The sequence below is a fragment of the Nonomuraea sp. B10E15 genome (assembly GCF_039871615.1).
In the GTDB taxonomy this organism is placed as follows: Bacteria; Actinomycetota; Actinomycetes; order Streptosporangiales; family Streptosporangiaceae; genus Nonomuraea.
Window position 1 is genome coordinate 327,177 of record NZ_JBDPMB010000004.1, and the last position, 14,567, is coordinate 341,743.

A 14,567-nucleotide genomic window follows, 5' to 3' on the forward strand; every position below is an offset into this window, starting at 1 on the left:
CCTCAGGAGATGGTGGAGAGGGCGCTGGAGCTCTCCCGCAATGACGGCTGCGTGGTGCTGGTGGACGAGGGCTCCACGGCCAACCTGCGCTTCGCGGGCAACACGCTGACCACGAACGGCGTCGCCCGCTCGTCGCGGCTCACCGTGATCTCGATCGCGGGGCAGGGCGTGGGAGTGGTGTCGCGGTCCGCCGTACGCGAGGACCAGCTCGCCGGTGTGGTGGCGGCAGCCGACGCGGCGGCTCGCGAGGCCCAGCCCGCCGAGGACGCCCGCGACCTCGTGGCGGGCGTCCCCGCCTCGCCTGCCTGGAGCGAGCCGGTACGACCGACCGACATCGGGGTGTTCGGGGCGTTCGCCCCCGCGCTCGGCGACGCGTTCGCCGACGCGGAGGCGGCCGGAGGCAAGCTGTACGGGTTCGCCCAGCACAAGGTGACCACGACCTTCCTCGGCTCGTCCACGGGCCTGCGGCTGCGCCACGACCAGCCGGCCGGCAAGGTCGAGCTCAACGCCAAGTCCGCCGACATGAAGCGTTCCGCGTGGACCGGCGTGTCCACACCCGACTTCACCGACGTCGACGTGGCGGCGCTCGGGTCCACGCTGGCGCAGCGGCTGGAGTGGGCCAGGACACGGGTCGACCTGCCCGCGGGCCGCTACGAGACGCTGCTGCCGCCGAGCGCGGTGGCCGACCTGATGATCTACATGTACTGGTCGTCGGGCGCGCGCGACGCGCTCGACGGGCGTTCGGTGTTCGCCAGGCGCGGCGGGGGCACCCGGGTGGGCGAGCAACTGGCCACGCTGCCCGTCTCGCTGTCGAGCGACCCGGGGGCGCCGGGCATCGGGTGCGCGCCGTTCGTGGCGGCCCACGCCTCCGACAGGGACAGCTCGGTCTTCGACAACGGGCTGCCGCTGGGGCCGACCGGCTGGATCACCGACGGCCGCCTCGACGCGCTGCTGCAGACCCGCTACTCGGCGGGGCTGAGCGGGCTCCAGGCGACGCCGGGGATCGACAACCTGATCTTGTCGGGTCCCGGTGACGGCAGGTCGCTGGACGAGATGATCGCCTCCACCAGGCGCGGGCTCCTGGTCACGTGCCTGTGGTACATCCGCGAGGTCGATCCCCAGACGCTCCTGCTGACCGGGCTGACCCGTGACGGCGTCTACCTGGTCGAGCACGGCGAGATCGTGGGCGAGGTGAACAACTTCCGCTTCAACGAGAGCCCCGTCGACCTGCTGGGAAGGCTGGCTGAGGTGGGCGCGAGCGAGCGCACGCTGCCGAGGGAGTGGGGCGACTACTTCCAGAACACGGTCATGCCGCCGGTGCGGGTGCCCGACTTCAACATGTCCACGGTGAGCCAGGCGAGCTGACCCGCGCCGCCCGCCGTCTGCCGGGGACGGGCGGGCTCAGCGGGGGCCCAGGAGGGCGCCCAGGGTGTGGCTGAGCGACTCGCCGAGCGCCTTCGCGCACGTGTCGTAGCCCTCGGGCGGGCCTCCGTAGGGGTCGCGCACGTCGGGCGCGGGCCGCCGGCGGCGCCGTCCGGCGGCCGACTCGACGATCGCCCGCGCGCGCTGCGCGGTGTCGGATCGGTGGTGGCGCTGCTCCGTGCCCGCCGCGAGCGCGGCGAACTCGGGCAGCGTGAACGTCTTCGGCGTGGCGGCCGGGTCGAGCCCGACCGCGACGGCGGCGTGCCCGGCCTCCATCGTCAGCAGCAGGTCGGCCGACCTGACGAGCTCGGGGTCGAGCTGCCTGGCCCGGTGCGCCCGGCCGTCGAGGCCCAGCCGGGCGAGCGTGGCGAGCGCGTGCGGCGCCATCGGATGGCCGGTCAGAGCGTGCACCCCCGCGCTCCCCGTGGCGGCGGGCAGGCCCGTGCCGGCGAGCATCGCCCTGGTGATCACCTCCGCCATGGCGGAACGGCAGATGTTCGCCGTGCACACGAGCAGGATGCGGAACTCACCGTTCACGTGGGCCAATCTAGCCCGTGGCGCCCGGCGCTCAGGCGTCCTCCAGGCGGAAGCCCACCTTCATGCCGACCTGGAAGTGCGCGACCTCGCCGGCGTCGAGGTGGCCGCGGATCTCCGTCACCTCGAACCAGTCGAGATGGCGCAGCGTCTGTGCGGCCCTCCTGAGGCCGTTGCGGATCGCCTCGTCGACGCTCTCCCCGGAGGTGCCGACGATCTCGGTGACCCGGTACGTACGGTCCGTCATCTCCCCATCCTCCTTACTCGAAGGCCATGGTCGCATGACCCGCGTCCGTGTCCGGGGGCGCCGTCGCGCCCTGCTCATCCGAGGTCTACCGTGGAAGGTATGAAGGGGTGGCGCAAGAAGCCGGACGTCCACGCCGTCACCGACGCCAGGCCGTCGCTGACCGCGGACATCCGCAAACGTGAGGTCAGCTACCTCATCAAGATGGGCATCCGGACGATCTGCCTGATCCTGGCGGTCGTGGTCCCGCTTCCGTGGCCGTACCGGCTGCTGTTCATCGCCGGCGCGGTCTTTTTGCCATACATAGCCGTAATCGGGGCCAATGAGAGGGGCCAGGCCGTCCCGCCTCCTACCTTTCAGTCGCCGGAGGCTAACCAAACCGAGATACCGCTGCATCGACGCGAGATCGGGTCGTGACTAAGTCTTGACGCATCCCATGGGTTGTAGGTGTACGCTTTAGCCAAGCGCTCCGGTCCCCCGTCGGAGTGCTGGTGCCGGCGTTCCGGGCCCCCGTCGGAACGCCGATGAAGCGACGCCGGGTGGTTTGCCCCCGTAACCACCCGGCGTCGCCCCTTTCCGGAAGTTTTTGATCAGCGCGACGCCGTCGGGCGAGTCGGATAGGACTGCTTTCCCGAAATCGTTTACACCCCTCCTGCCCCACATTTCACAGGAAACTTTCAGGGGGGCAGGGGGATTGACTTCAACAGTTCGTTCGAGTGTCAGTCGTCGGTCAACGTCTCGGTGGTCGCCTGCGACCAGTTTTTCGCCAATGTGATCAGTTTGGTGACCGCGTCCTCGGGTGCGGTGCCGGCGCCCTGGGCGAGCCCGAGCAGATAGGCGGTCAGGGGCGCGGCCGGCCTGGCGACCCCGTGGGCGACCTCCTTGGTCAGGTCGAGAATCAGGTCACGGTCCACGGTGGCCGGGTCGATGCCGAGTTCCTTGCAGGCCAGGGCGGTCCATTCGTTGAGCACGTTCATACGAGCCTCCTCCAGGTCGTCCATTGTGTCGCAGTCGAACCACGGCCGCCCGCGCAGCGCCAGGCGCACCGTCACGAGCGGGCCCAGCAGGCCCTTGAGCGAGCGTCCCCGATAGTCCGCGAGAGCCGCCTTCAGCTCGGCGGCCGGCCACGCGCCGGCCAGCCACTGCTCGCGCCCTCCCGCGTCCACCAGCACGACCCCGCCCGTCGGCTCGGCGGCCCTGAGCATGGCCGCCACGTGGGCCGCCGTCATGAAGGGCAGGTCACCGGCGAGCAGCACCACCCGCGGCGCGGTGACCTCGTTCAGGCCGGCGGCGAGCGCGGGCACGGGGCCGCCGCGCGGGGGATCCTCCCTGACGAACACGACGCCCGGGATCGGACGCTCGGGGCCGGCCACGATCGTCTTCCTCGCGCCCGCGGCGGCCGCGACCACGTGCTCGACCAGGGTACGTCCGCCCACGGTCAGGCCGGGTTTGTCCGCTCCGCCCAGCCTGCGCGCCGCTCCCCCGGCCAGGATCACCGCGTCGAAGTCCACGCCCTCACCCCCAGCTCGAAACCGTCCCGCACGTCACCACTTCCTCCGCCCGCACCCCACCGGGGGTACGGGCACCACCCGCCTCGAAGGGCGACCCAGGAGCCCCTCAAGCACGTGCCGCGGCCGGGAGGGGCGGATGCCGTGTCGCGGCGGCTCGCGTCCCGAGGGCCGGATGCCGTGTCGCGGCGGCTCGCGTCCCGAGGGCCGGATGCCGTGTCGCGGCGGCTCGCGTCCCGGGGGCCGGATGCCGGACTGCGGCGGCTCGCGTTCCGGTGTCCATGGACAACCGCCACCGGTCGCGTCGCCGGGGCTAGCCGCCGATGGCGGACATGGGGCGGGCGGGCTGGAGGAAGGACGGGTCGTCGATGCCGTGCCCGGCGCGCTTGCGCGCGACCGCCGCCACCCACCTCTCGGCCAGTTCGTCGTCGGACGCGCCCGCGCGCATGGCGGTCTTGAGGTCGGACTCCTCGGTGGCGAACAGGCAGTTGCGCACCTGGCCGTCGGCGGTGAGCCTGACCCGGTCGCAGGAGCCGCAGAACGGGCGCGTCACCGAGCCGATCACGCCCACCCGCGCCGGCCCGCCGTCCACGAGGAACCGTTCGGCGGGTGCGCTGCCGCGCTCCTCCAGGTCGTCGGGCTTCAGGTCGAACGACGCGGAAAGCAGGTCGAGGATCTCGTCGGCGGTGACCATGCCCTCGCGGCTCCAGCCGTGCTGCGCGTCGAGCGGCATCTGCTCGATGAAGCGCAGCTCGTAGCCCTGGTCGAGACACCAGCGCAGCAGCGGCACCGCCTCGTGGTCGTTGACGCCGCGCATGAGGACCGCGTTGACCTTCACGGGCCGCAGGCCCGCCCCGTCGGCCGCGGCCAGCCCGGCGATCACGTCGGCGTGCCGGTCACGGTGCGCGAGCCGCTTGAACGTGGCCGGGTCGAGCGTGTCGAGCGAGACGTTGACCCGGTCGAGCCCCGCGCCGGCCAGCGCGCCGGCCAGGCGGGCCAGGCCGATGCCGTTGGTGGTGAGCGACACCTGCGGCCTGGGGGTGAGCGCGGTGGTGCGGGCGACGACGTCGGCCAGCTCGCGCCTGAGAAGCGGCTCGCCGCCGGTGTAGCGCACCTCGGTGATGCCCAGCCGCTCGACGCCGATCGTCACCAGGCGGACGATCTCGTCGGCGGTGAGCAGTTGCGGGTTGGGGAGCCAGTCGAGCCCCTCCGGCGGCATGCAGTAGGTGCAGCGCAGATTGCACTTGTCCGTGAGGGACACCCGCAGATCAGTCGCCACCCGTCCGAACGAGTCTCGCAACATGGGGCGTCACCTCCTGTTCGTTCGCCAGGGGACCAGACTATGACGCATGCCGGGAGGCGCTTCCCATCGCCCCTCTCTGCCACGACAACACATTCCCATCTTGATCGATTCCTCCTTGGTACGCGAACCGGGCCCCGTCTCAGCCGGCGAGGGCGGCGTCGTCCGCTGCGGTGTCATCGTCCGTCCAGGCGTCCTGCGGCGGGTGGGCCAGATGCCAGCGCACCGACTCGGCGACGTGCGCGGCGGGGTCGCCCGGCTCCCACCCGAGCAGTGCCCGGGCACGGGCCACGGACACCACCAGATGCTGGGCGGGCGCACCTGACAGCGCCAGGTCGGGCGGGATGCGGTCGTCCGGCACCCGTTCCAGCCGGGCCCGCGAACCGGCGGCGCCGAGGATCTGCTCGAACCAGGCGCCCATCGTCACCGTGGCCGTCTCCCCGAGGTTGACGGCCAGGCCGTCGGCGGAGCGGTGGTCGAGGGCGGACAGGACGCCGGTCGCCAGGTCGTCGGCGTAGCCCTTGGTCCAGAGCAGGTTGGCGGCGCCGACCGGAATGCGGTCGCGGCCGGCGCGGACGCGGCGCAGGATCGGCTCCTCCCTGCGCTGCCAGTCGTGCGGGCCGTAGATCAGCGGCAGCCGCAGGACGACGGCGCCGCGGGCGAGCCACCGCTCCTCCACGTCGAGCTTCTCGTAGTCGTCCGGCACGCCGGGAAAGCCTTTGCCCCGTTGGGGGTGGCGTTCGCGGCGCAACTCCGAGTCCTCGGTGATCGGCACGGGCGCCAGGCAGCGTCCCGTCTGCAGGCCGGTGAACGCTTCGTACACGTCCTGGCTGGACAGCACCACCGTGGGCACGTGCGGCAGCAGCGGCAGGACGGTGTCCACGTCGGAGCCGGTGAGCGCGTGGGTGTCGACCACGGCCTGCGGCGCGAAGTCCTTGATCTGGGAGGCGTGACGCGCCAGGTCGTGACGGTCGGTGTGCAGGTGGACGCCCGGCACGCCGGGTGCGGAGCGGCCGGAACCCCGGTGGACGAGGAGGATCTGGTCGCCGCGGGCCGCGAGACGTTCGGCTACGCGCCGCCCCAGGAACCACGTGCCGCCCAGCATCAGGACTCTCATGCTCCCACCCTGCCCGATCTGTCCCCCGCCCGGGCGGGCTAGGGCGTTCCCGCGTGCCAGGTCTCGCGGGCGCGCATCAGCTCGGCCAGGTGTTTCCTGGACCACTCGCAGCCGGCGTTCATCGGCTCGAGGAGGCTGCGGCCGAGGGCGGTCAGCTCGTATTCGACGCGCGGCGGGATCTCGTCGTAGGCGGTCCTGGTGAGCAGGCCGTCGCGTTCCATCGCGCGCAGGGACTCGGTGAGCACCTTGGGGGTGATGCCGCGCAGCGGCCGCTGGAGCTCCGTGAAACGCCGCGGACCCAGTTCGAGACAGCGGATGATCTTGGCGGTCCACTTGTCGCCGACGCGGATGGGCGCGGCGGTAGGAGGGCATCCGTAGAACATGTCCGGATCGAGAGGCTCGGCCATGCCCGTCATCGTAGGTAACTATCGTTGCGGAAAGCGAGGTCCCGCCCTCTACCGTTCTCCCGGCGGCCGGGGAGTCCGGTCGCCGGGAGAACGGAGCGTGGACGATGAGCAGGTTCGTGCTGTTCGGAGCCGGCGGACGGGCCGGGACGCGGGTGGCGGCGGAGGCGGCCGGGCGCGGGCATGACGTGACGGCCGTAGTACGGGATCCAACCAAATATCCGAATTTGTCGGGTGAGAACGTACGGGTGGTCGCCGGGGACGTCACCGACGCCGACCGGGTGGCGGCGGTGGCGGCGGATCACGACGTGGCGATCCAGGTCACGGCCAGGCTGGACATGCCGTCGGAGGAGTTCTACACGGCGGCCTCGCACGCCCTGGTGGACGGGCTGGCGCGGGCCGGGGTGTCGCGCCTGGTCGCGCTGGGCATCGGCAGCCTGCTGGAGGTCTCACCCGGGATCCGGCTCGTGGACACGCCCGGCTTCCCCGCCGACGCCCGCGCGTTCTCGCTGGGGCACGCGGCGGAGCTGGCGGTGTTCGAGGAGTCGGCACTGGACTGGGTGGTGCTGGCGCCGCCGCCGGTCTTCCTGGACGAGCACGCGGCGAGGACGGGCCGTTACCGGATCGGGGGCGGGCAGGTGCCGGCGTCCGCCGAGGGCGATCCCGCGTTCGCGTACGCCGACCTCGCGGCCGCCCTGGTGGACGAGGCCGAGACGCCCCGCCACCACCGCGTCCAGGTGGCCGTGTCGTACTGAGCCCGGCCGGCGATCGCCGGTTGCACATGCCGGACGCCCGGCCTGGTGAGGCCGGGCGTCCGAGGTGTGACTAGTGGCGGTGGTGGTGGCGGTGGCCGATGACCCGGACCCAGTCCGTGCCCTCGGAGCCGTCCAGCCACCTGGCGCCCTTGAAGACCGCGCGCCAGGTGCCCGACGTGCGAGCCGGCACCTTCGTGTGGAAGTAGCCGCTGCGGCTGGTCCTGACCGTCTCGACGTATTCCCACTTGCCGCTGCCGGCCGGCTGGAAGAGGATCGTGATCCGCTTCCAGGCCAGGCGGTGCCAGCGCTCGGTGCTCTTGCAGTGGTCGGCGTGGTGCACCGAGACCAGACCGCTGATGTAGTCCTTGTCGCACTCGACGGAGAGCTTGCCCTCAAGGGTGATGGGGCGGCCCCGCCAGGCGGGCTCAGGGTTCGCGTCGAACTTCAGGCTCGTGTGCCCGCCCGCGACCGGGTCGATGCCCGGGTCGGCGAGCGCGGGCGAGGCGGCGGTGGCCACCATCGTCGCGCCCAGGGCGGCCGCCGCCAGGCCGGCGGCGAGACGTCGCATCTTCACAATCGGAATTCCTTCCCCGTCTGAGAACGCACCCCGGGACGGGGCACGTCATTGGCCAATGACGCGTAAGGGTAAAGAAAAGTTGCGACGCAGTTGATCACGATTCGGCAACAGCGGTTTAGGCCATGCGCTGATTTAATTATGTTTGCTGTGCTATTGAGTGATTTGTTGAACTTTGGAGATATCTGCGGCGTAATGTCCCGTTCCGGGATAGCGGACGCGCCAGAATCCGCCGGTACGGCCCGAGACCGTCGTGGCGAACGAACCGGCGGCGTCGGTACGCACCTCCCCGATGCGCTCCCAGTCCGAGGATGCGTCGGCACGCCAGAGGATGTCCAGCTTCTGCCTGGAGAACGGCCCGTAGTCGGTGAGACCGCGCGGATCGACCCTGGTCAGCGAACCCCGCAGCCGCACCTTTCCGCCCGCCGTCCCGTCCACCCGCACGGAGGCGAGCTTCGTGTTACGCCTGAACTGGAACGACTCGTACTCGGTGACCGTCGTGCCGCCCCGGCCCGTCGCGGTGGCGGCGATCGTCCAGGTGCCCGTGGGGTAGTAGCGGTTCAGCCTCTTGTCGGGCAGGAAACGCCACGTCTCCCAGCCCTCCGCCGCCGAGGCCGGCGTGGCGGACCTGGCGGGCGAGCCCACCCGCCACGCCATCATCGCCGGGAGGTCCGCGGCGGGCTCGCCGCCGGAGGCGAGCCGCGGGGCCCCGGAGACCCTCGGCGACGGCGTGGCCGCCGGCGTGTCCTCGGCCGGGGTCTTCGAGCTGAGCACCGGGGCCGGCGGGGAGCCGGGTTCGACCTTGACGGAGACGCCGTGCTTACCCCGTGTCCCCCGGGCGATCACCTCGATCACCAGGCGGACGGAGCCCTTCGGGCCGACCACGGGCTCCGCTGGACGTACGGTGATGGATCGGATGGCGAGCTCGGTCGCGGCGGAGGTCGCGGGCGCGGGCGCCATGAGCGACCCCGCTGTGAGCGATCCCGCCGCGAGCGAGACGAGAAGAAGGCTTCTGGTCATGAGCGAGACGGTAGGAACCCGCCGGTCATGACCAGGACCACAACACACGCCCCGATTGGCAAAACCGCTCGGAGCGGCCCGTCCGCCGGGTGCGTGCCGCCGCCCGCTCAGCGGGGACCGGTGTAGAGCCCTTCGATGACGTCGGCGTACTTCTGGTGCACGACGCGCCGCTTGAGCTTGAGGCTCGGGGTGAGCTCCTCGGTCTCGGCGGTCCACTCGACCCCGAGCAGGGCCCACTTCTTCACCTGCTGCACCTGCGCGAGCTTGGCGTTGGCGGCCTCGACCGCGGCCTCCACCTCCTTGAGCACCTCGGGATGCCCGGCCAGCTCGGCGAGCGAGGAGAACGTGACGCCGCGCGCCCGCGCCCAGCCCGGCGCGACCTCGCCGTCGAGGGTCAGCACGGCCACCGGGTGCGGGCGGTTGTCGCCGTAGGCGAGCGCCTGGCCGATCAGGGCGTGCTCCTTGAGATGGTTCTCGATCGCCGCCGGGGAGATGTTCTCGCCGCCCGCGGTGATGATCAGCTCCTTCTTGCGGTCGACGACCCGGTAGAAGCCGTCGTCGTCGACCGTGCCGATGTCGCCGGTGTGCAGCCAGCCGCCGTCGTCGACGAGTTCGGAGGTGGCCTCCGCGCGGTTGAGGTAGCCGCGGGTGTTGAGCGGGCTGCGAGTGAGGATCTCGCCGTCCTCGGCGATGCGGATCTCGACGCCGGGCTCGGCCCTGCCGACGCTGCCCAGGCGGTAGCAGGTGGGGCTGTTGCCGGTGAACGCGCCGGTCGTCTCCGTCATGCCGTACACGTCGATGACCTTGAGGCCGAGCCCGGCGTAGAAGCGCTGCACCTCGGCGGGCAGGGGCGCGGCACCGGTGGCGGTCCACACGGCGCGGTCGAACCCGATCATGCCGCGGATGACCGACAGGAGGGAGGCGTCGGCCTGGTCGTAGGCGGACTGGATCTCGGGGGTGACGGTGTGGCCGTGCTGGCCGGCCTCGATGTAGGCGACGCCGGCCTTCATGGCCGCGCGCACGGCCGCCTGCTGCTCCTCCGGCTGGGTGGCGAGCACGGCTGACAGGCGGGCCATCATCTTCTCCCACACCCGGGGCACCCCGAAGAACATCATCGGCCTGACCTGCCCCAGCGTGCCGCCCAGGTTGGCCAGGTCGGTGCAGAAGTAGACGTGGGAGGCCTTGACCAGCGGCAGGTAGAGGCTGAGCACCCGCTCGGCGATGTGCGCGTAGGTCAGGTAGGAGATCTGGGTGCCCTCGGTGGGCAGCGAGGCCATCCGGTCGGTGGAGGCGACCTCGTAGAAGATGTTCGTGTGCGTCAGGGGCACGCCCTTGGGCATGCCGGTGGTGCCGGAGGTGTATAACACGGTGGCCACGTCGTCGGGGGTGACCGCGCGCCAGCGCGTCTCGATGTGGCCGGGGTCGGCGGCCAGGCGTTCGCGGCCGAGCCGGAGGAAGTCCGTCCACGCCAGGAAACGCTCGCCGTCGGGCGCTCCCTCCAGCATGATGATCGTGCGCAGGCCGTCGAGCCGGTCGAGCACGGGCCGCCAGCGGTCCAGGTCGGCCGGCCCGCCGAGCACCGCGTATTTCGCCCCGACGTCGCCGGCCACGAACGCGATCTGGTCGGGCGCGAACGTCGAGTAGATCGTGCAGCCGGAGCCGCCCGCGTGCACGGCGCCCAAGTCGGCGAGCACGTGCTCGCTGCGGTTGACCATCATGAGCGCCACGGTGTCGCCGGTCCGGAGCCCGAGCGCGGCGAATGCGGCGGCGATCTCCAGGACCCGCTCCCTGGCCTGTGCGTAGGTCAGCGTGCGCCAGCCGTCGCCGTCGGGATCGGAGTAGGCGGGTGCGTCGGGGTGCTGCTCGGCGGCCTGAGCGAGCTGCCGGCAGACGGTCATGCCGGCGATCTGCCGCTGGATCTCCGCCCGCACGTCGAGGACTTCGGCCATGGCGCGCGCCTCCCGTCAGTATTCACTTGCATGAATGGCATGCATCGCACCACACCACGGGGGTAGCGGCAAGAGCTCGCGGGGAAACACCCGCGTCCCTCACCTGGAGCGATATTTCGGTTACGTTCGGTGCCGTGGGAGAGGGCTGGGCATGACCGGCGGCGGCAGGACGTTCTTCGGGCACCCGTGGGGCCTGGCCACGCTGTTCGGCACCGAGATGTGGGAGCGCTTCAGCTGGTACGGCCTGCGCGCGATCCTGGCCACGTTCCTGGCCGCATCGCCCGCTCACCAGGGCCTCGGCATGTCGCCCGTGACCGCCCAGGCGGTCGTGGGCGTCTACGCGGCGCTCATCTACCTGGTGGCACTGCCCGGCGGGTGGATCGCCGACCGCATCCTCGGGGCGCGCAGGTCGGTGTTCTGGGGCGGGTTCGTCATCATGCTGGGGCACATCAGCATGGCGATCCCGGCGACGTCGGCGTTCTTCGTCTGGCTCGGCCTGCTGCTCATCATCTCCGGCACCGGCCTGCTCAAGCCGAACATCTCCGTCATGGTCGGCCGCCTCTACGCCGACAGCGACGACGCGCGCCGCGACGCGGCGTTCTCCTTGTTCTACTTCGGCATCAACCTGGGCGCCTTCTTCGCGCCCCTCGTCGTCGGCTGGCTGGCCGCGGGCGACCGCTGGCACCTCGGCTTCAGCGCCGCCGCGGTCGGCATGGCGCTCGGCCTGATCCAGTACGTCTGGGGCGGCAAGGCCCTCAGAGGCGTGGGCGAGCAGCCGGGCCTTCGCCTGTCGCCGCGGGAACGCCGGAGGTTCGGCCGCCTGTTCGTCCTGGCGGTGGGTGCGACGGCGGCCCTGCTGGCCGGGTGGGCGGCGACCGGCACGTTCACGGTCGACCGGTTCACCGTGGTGGTCACGGTGATCATCCTGCTCGTGCCCGTCGCGTACTTCGGCTACATCCTCCTGGGCAGCCACAACCTCACGCAGGACGAGCGGATCCGGATGAAGGCGTACATCTGGCTGTTCGTGGCCGCGGCCATCTTCTGGATGATCTTCGATCTGGCGCCCAGCAAGCTGCTCTTCTTCGCCCAGGACCACACCGAGCTGTCGCTGTTCGGGATCCCGATCCAGCCGGCCACGACGCAGTCGTTCAACCCCCTCTTCATCATGATCTTCGCGCCGGTGTTCGCGGCGTTGTGGCTGCGGCTGGGCACGCGGGTGAGCACCCCGCAGAAGTTCGGCTTCGCGCTGGTCATGGTGGGGGCGAGCTTCGTCGTCATGGCGGTCGCGGCGGCGCTGGCCGGGCCGGGCAGGGTGTCGGTGTGGTGGCTGGTGCTGGTCTACCTGATCCAGGTGTTCGGCGAGCTGTCGCTGAGCCCGGTCGGGCTGTCGGTGACGGCCAAGCTGGCGCCGGAGGCGTTCAAGGGGCAGATGCTCGGCGTCTGGTTCATCGCGGTGTCGGTGGGCGACGCGGTCGGCGGGCAGACGGGCCGGCTCACCGCCGTGCTGTCCGACCCGATGTACTACCTGGTGCTGGCGCTGGTGGCGATCGTGGCGGGACTCGCGCTGTTCATGTTCACCCGGCGGCTGCGGGTGATGATGGCCGAGCACCATGAGCCCGCCGTGCGGTAGACCCGCCATGCGGTGGACACTGTCAACGTGTCCGAGATTCTCGACCTGGCAGGCATCTTCGTCTTCGCGTTGACGGGGGCGTTGATGGGGGTGCGCAAGCGGCTCGACGTGGTCGGGATGACGATGCTCGCCGAGATCACCGCCCTGGGTGGGGGCGTCGTACGCGACCTGATCCTCAACGTCCGGCCCGCCGCCTTCCAGAGCGTCGGCTACGTGCTGGTGCCGCTGGCGGCGACGGTGATCGTCTTCTACTGGCATCCGCACGTCACGAAGGTGATGCCGGTCATCCTCGTGCTGGACGCGGCGGGGCTCGGCCTGTTCTGCTCGGTCGGCACGGCCAAGGCCATGGAGTACGGCCTCAGCCCTCTGCACGCCACCGTGCTGGGGATCACCACGGCCGTGGGCGGCGGCATGCTGCGCGACGTGCTGGCCGGGCAGATCCCGACGCTGCTCTACGACCGGCAGCTCTACGCCGTGCCCGCCCTGGTGGGGGCGGCGACGATGGCCGCGCTGTCCTCCTACGGCCTGCACGGCTGGCCCGTGACGCTGGCGGCGGCCGTGCTGGCGTTCGGACTGCGCATCGTGGCGATGCGCCGCAAGTGGCAGGCGCCGCTGGCCCGCGGGGCCGGCGAGTGAGCGCCCCTCACACCATCGCGATGAGGGACTCGGGCGGGCGGGAGCCGCCGGCGGCGCCGTGGTCGCGGGCGGCGCGGATCCGGACGAGCGCGTCCTGCAGGATCGAGGGCGGCTGGGTGTACGGCAGCCGCAGGTGACTCTCGAGCGTCCCTTCCAGGCCGAACCAGGGGCCGGGCGCGAGGCGTACGCCGTGGCAGGCCGCCGCCTCGGCGAGCGGGGTGGAGCCGCCCCGGTCGAGGCGCACCCAGAGCGTGCCCCCGCCGCGCGGCACGGTGAACGTCCACTCCGGCAGGTGCTCGCGCAGCCCGGACACCAGCGCGTCGCGGGAGGCGCGCAACGCGCGGCGGCGCTCGGCCCGCGTCTCCCCCAGCCGGTCGAACAGCCGCGCCACCGCGAGCTGCTCCATCACCGGGCTGGCGATGTCCGCAGCCGAGCGGTACGTGGCCAGCCGCCGGGCCATCGCGGCCGTGGCGCGGATCCAGCCGATGCGCAGCCCGCCCCACCACAACTTCGACGCGGAGCCGATGCTGATCACGCGGCTGTCGGTGTCGAACGAGCCCATCGGCGACGTGCGCGGCACCTCGTCGAGCGCCAGCTCTGACCAGGTCTCGTCCACCAGCAGCAGCGTGTCCACGCGCCGGGCGGCGCCCACGACGGCGGCGCGGGTGGCGTCGTCCATGAGGGCGCCCGTCGGGTTCTGGAAGTCGGGCATGAGGTAGGCGAGACGGCTCGCCGACTGGCGCATGGCGCAGGTCAGCAGATCGTCCTGCCAGCCTTCGTGCGAGATCCCGACCGGGACGATCCTGGCGCCGCCGCGGCGGGCCGCGTCGATGGCGTGCGGGTACGTCGGCGACTCCACGAGCACCGGGTCGCCCGGGCCGACGAGGAGCCCCATCACGAGCTGGATGGCGTGCTGGGAGCCGGTGGTGACGACGATCTGCTCGGGCCTGGTCGCCAGGCCTCTGGCGGTGTAGGCGGCGGCGATGCGCTCCCTGAGCACCAGCAGGCCCATGGGGTCGTAGCCGATGCCCATGCCGTACCTCGGGAGGTCTTCCAGCGCCTCCGCCATGGCCTCGCGCAGCGCCGTGGGCGCGGCCGGGGCGGCGGTCTGGAGCTGGATCAGGCCGTCGCCGTCGGTCTCGAGCCACGGGTTGTCCGCGGTGGTGGCCGGATCGGGCAGGGCCGTCCAGCTGCCCGAGCCCTGGCGGCTCTCCAGGTAGCCTTGTTCGCGCAGCAGGTCGTAGGCGGCGGTCACGGTGGTGCGGCTGACCTTGAGGGTCTCGGCGAGGTGGCGCTCGGCGGGCATGCGGACCCGCACGGCAAGCCGGCCGTCCATGATCAGAGCCCGCACGCCGGCGGCCAGGGCCCGGTAGTACGGCCGCGTGGCGGGGTCGATCATGAGGAGCCTGGCCGCCTGGGTGGCCGATACATAACGCATAAGGCCACTTTTCGTGATTGGTTCTGTTTTGGCAAG

Annotated in this window: 15 protein-coding genes; 5 read left to right on the plus strand and 10 right to left on the minus strand. The window is 71.6% G+C overall.

What is annotated here, in order from left to right; genetic code table 11:
- Positions 1-9: 9 nt before the first annotated feature.
- Positions 10-1,365, plus strand: a complete 1,356-nt coding sequence (locus ABGB14_RS17140) for a metallopeptidase TldD-related protein (protein WP_347644789.1) — start codon at positions 10-12, stop codon at positions 1,363-1,365.
- A 36-nt stretch (positions 1,366-1,401) separates the two neighbouring features.
- Here ABGB14_RS17140 and ABGB14_RS17145 read toward each other — a convergent pair whose 3' ends face one another.
- On the minus strand, positions 1,402-1,959 hold the full coding sequence (locus tag ABGB14_RS17145) for a hypothetical protein (protein ID WP_347644644.1): 558 nt from the start codon (positions 1,957-1,959) through the stop codon (positions 1,402-1,404).
- Positions 1,960-1,990: 31 nt separating this feature from the next.
- Positions 1,991-2,203, minus strand: coding sequence for a dodecin (locus ABGB14_RS17150; RefSeq protein ID WP_347644645.1), 213 nt, complete (start codon positions 2,201-2,203; stop codon positions 1,991-1,993).
- Positions 2,204-2,302: 99 nt separating this feature from the next.
- Between ABGB14_RS17150 and ABGB14_RS17155 the strand changes: the two genes are divergently transcribed.
- Positions 2,303-2,617 (plus strand): DUF3099 domain-containing protein, encoded by a 315-nt coding sequence (locus ABGB14_RS17155; RefSeq protein WP_347644646.1) that lies wholly within the window; start codon positions 2,303-2,305, stop codon positions 2,615-2,617.
- Positions 2,618-2,919: 302 nt separating this feature from the next.
- Here ABGB14_RS17155 and ABGB14_RS17160 read toward each other — a convergent pair whose 3' ends face one another.
- From ABGB14_RS17160 to ABGB14_RS17175, 4 genes are all read right to left on the minus strand, one after another.
- The gene (locus ABGB14_RS17160; protein WP_347644647.1) at positions 2,920-3,711 is read right to left on the minus strand and encodes an NTP transferase domain-containing protein; all 792 of its coding nucleotides are present in this window, start codon (positions 3,709-3,711) and stop codon (positions 2,920-2,922) included.
- Between the two features lie 310 nt (positions 3,712-4,021).
- On the minus strand, positions 4,022-5,011 hold the full coding sequence (moaA, locus tag ABGB14_RS17165) for a GTP 3',8-cyclase MoaA (protein WP_347644648.1): 990 nt from the start codon (positions 5,009-5,011) through the stop codon (positions 4,022-4,024).
- A 139-nt stretch (positions 5,012-5,150) separates the two neighbouring features.
- The gene (locus ABGB14_RS17170) at positions 5,151-6,125 is read right to left on the minus strand and encodes a hypothetical protein (RefSeq protein WP_347644649.1); all 975 of its coding nucleotides are present in this window, start codon (positions 6,123-6,125) and stop codon (positions 5,151-5,153) included.
- A gap of 38 nt (positions 6,126-6,163) precedes the next feature.
- A complete protein-coding gene (locus ABGB14_RS17175) occupies positions 6,164-6,532 on the minus strand; it encodes a helix-turn-helix domain-containing protein (protein WP_347644650.1) in 369 nt (122 codons plus the stop codon).
- 104 nt (positions 6,533-6,636) lie between these two features.
- Between ABGB14_RS17175 and ABGB14_RS17180 the strand changes: the two genes are divergently transcribed.
- Positions 6,637-7,284: an NAD(P)H-binding protein gene (locus ABGB14_RS17180; RefSeq protein WP_347644651.1), complete on the plus strand. Its 648-nt coding sequence runs from the start codon at positions 6,637-6,639 to the stop codon at positions 7,282-7,284.
- A gap of 70 nt (positions 7,285-7,354) precedes the next feature.
- Here the strand turns inward: ABGB14_RS17180 and ABGB14_RS17185 are convergent, their stop codons facing one another.
- The 3 genes from ABGB14_RS17185 to ABGB14_RS17195 form a co-directional block, all read right to left on the minus strand.
- The gene (locus tag ABGB14_RS17185) at positions 7,355-7,858 is read right to left on the minus strand and encodes a hypothetical protein (RefSeq protein WP_347644652.1); all 504 of its coding nucleotides are present in this window, start codon (positions 7,856-7,858) and stop codon (positions 7,355-7,357) included.
- Positions 7,859-8,011: 153 nt separating this feature from the next.
- Positions 8,012-8,878, minus strand: a complete 867-nt coding sequence (locus ABGB14_RS17190; protein WP_347644653.1) for a hypothetical protein — start codon at positions 8,876-8,878, stop codon at positions 8,012-8,014.
- A 107-nt stretch (positions 8,879-8,985) separates the two neighbouring features.
- Entirely contained in the window at positions 8,986-10,827 is a 1,842-nt protein-coding gene (locus ABGB14_RS17195; protein WP_347644654.1) for a long-chain fatty acid--CoA ligase, read from the minus strand.
- A 151-nt stretch (positions 10,828-10,978) separates the two neighbouring features.
- On the opposite strand from ABGB14_RS17195, the gene ABGB14_RS17200 reads away from it, so the two are divergent.
- Together ABGB14_RS17200 and ABGB14_RS17205 are read left to right on the plus strand one after the other, a co-directional pair.
- Positions 10,979-12,457, plus strand: coding sequence for an oligopeptide:H+ symporter (locus tag ABGB14_RS17200; RefSeq protein WP_347644655.1), 1,479 nt, complete (start codon positions 10,979-10,981; stop codon positions 12,455-12,457).
- Between the two features lie 27 nt (positions 12,458-12,484).
- On the plus strand, positions 12,485-13,093 hold the full coding sequence (locus tag ABGB14_RS17205; protein WP_347644656.1) for a trimeric intracellular cation channel family protein: 609 nt from the start codon (positions 12,485-12,487) through the stop codon (positions 13,091-13,093).
- Positions 13,094-13,100: 7 nt separating this feature from the next.
- Here the strand turns inward: ABGB14_RS17205 and ABGB14_RS17210 are convergent, their stop codons facing one another.
- Positions 13,101-14,531 carry a PLP-dependent aminotransferase family protein gene (locus ABGB14_RS17210; RefSeq protein WP_347644657.1) on the minus strand — a complete coding sequence of 477 codons (1,431 nt, stop codon included), beginning with the start codon at positions 14,529-14,531 and terminating at the stop codon, positions 13,101-13,103.
- Positions 14,532-14,567: the final 36 nt, after the last annotated feature.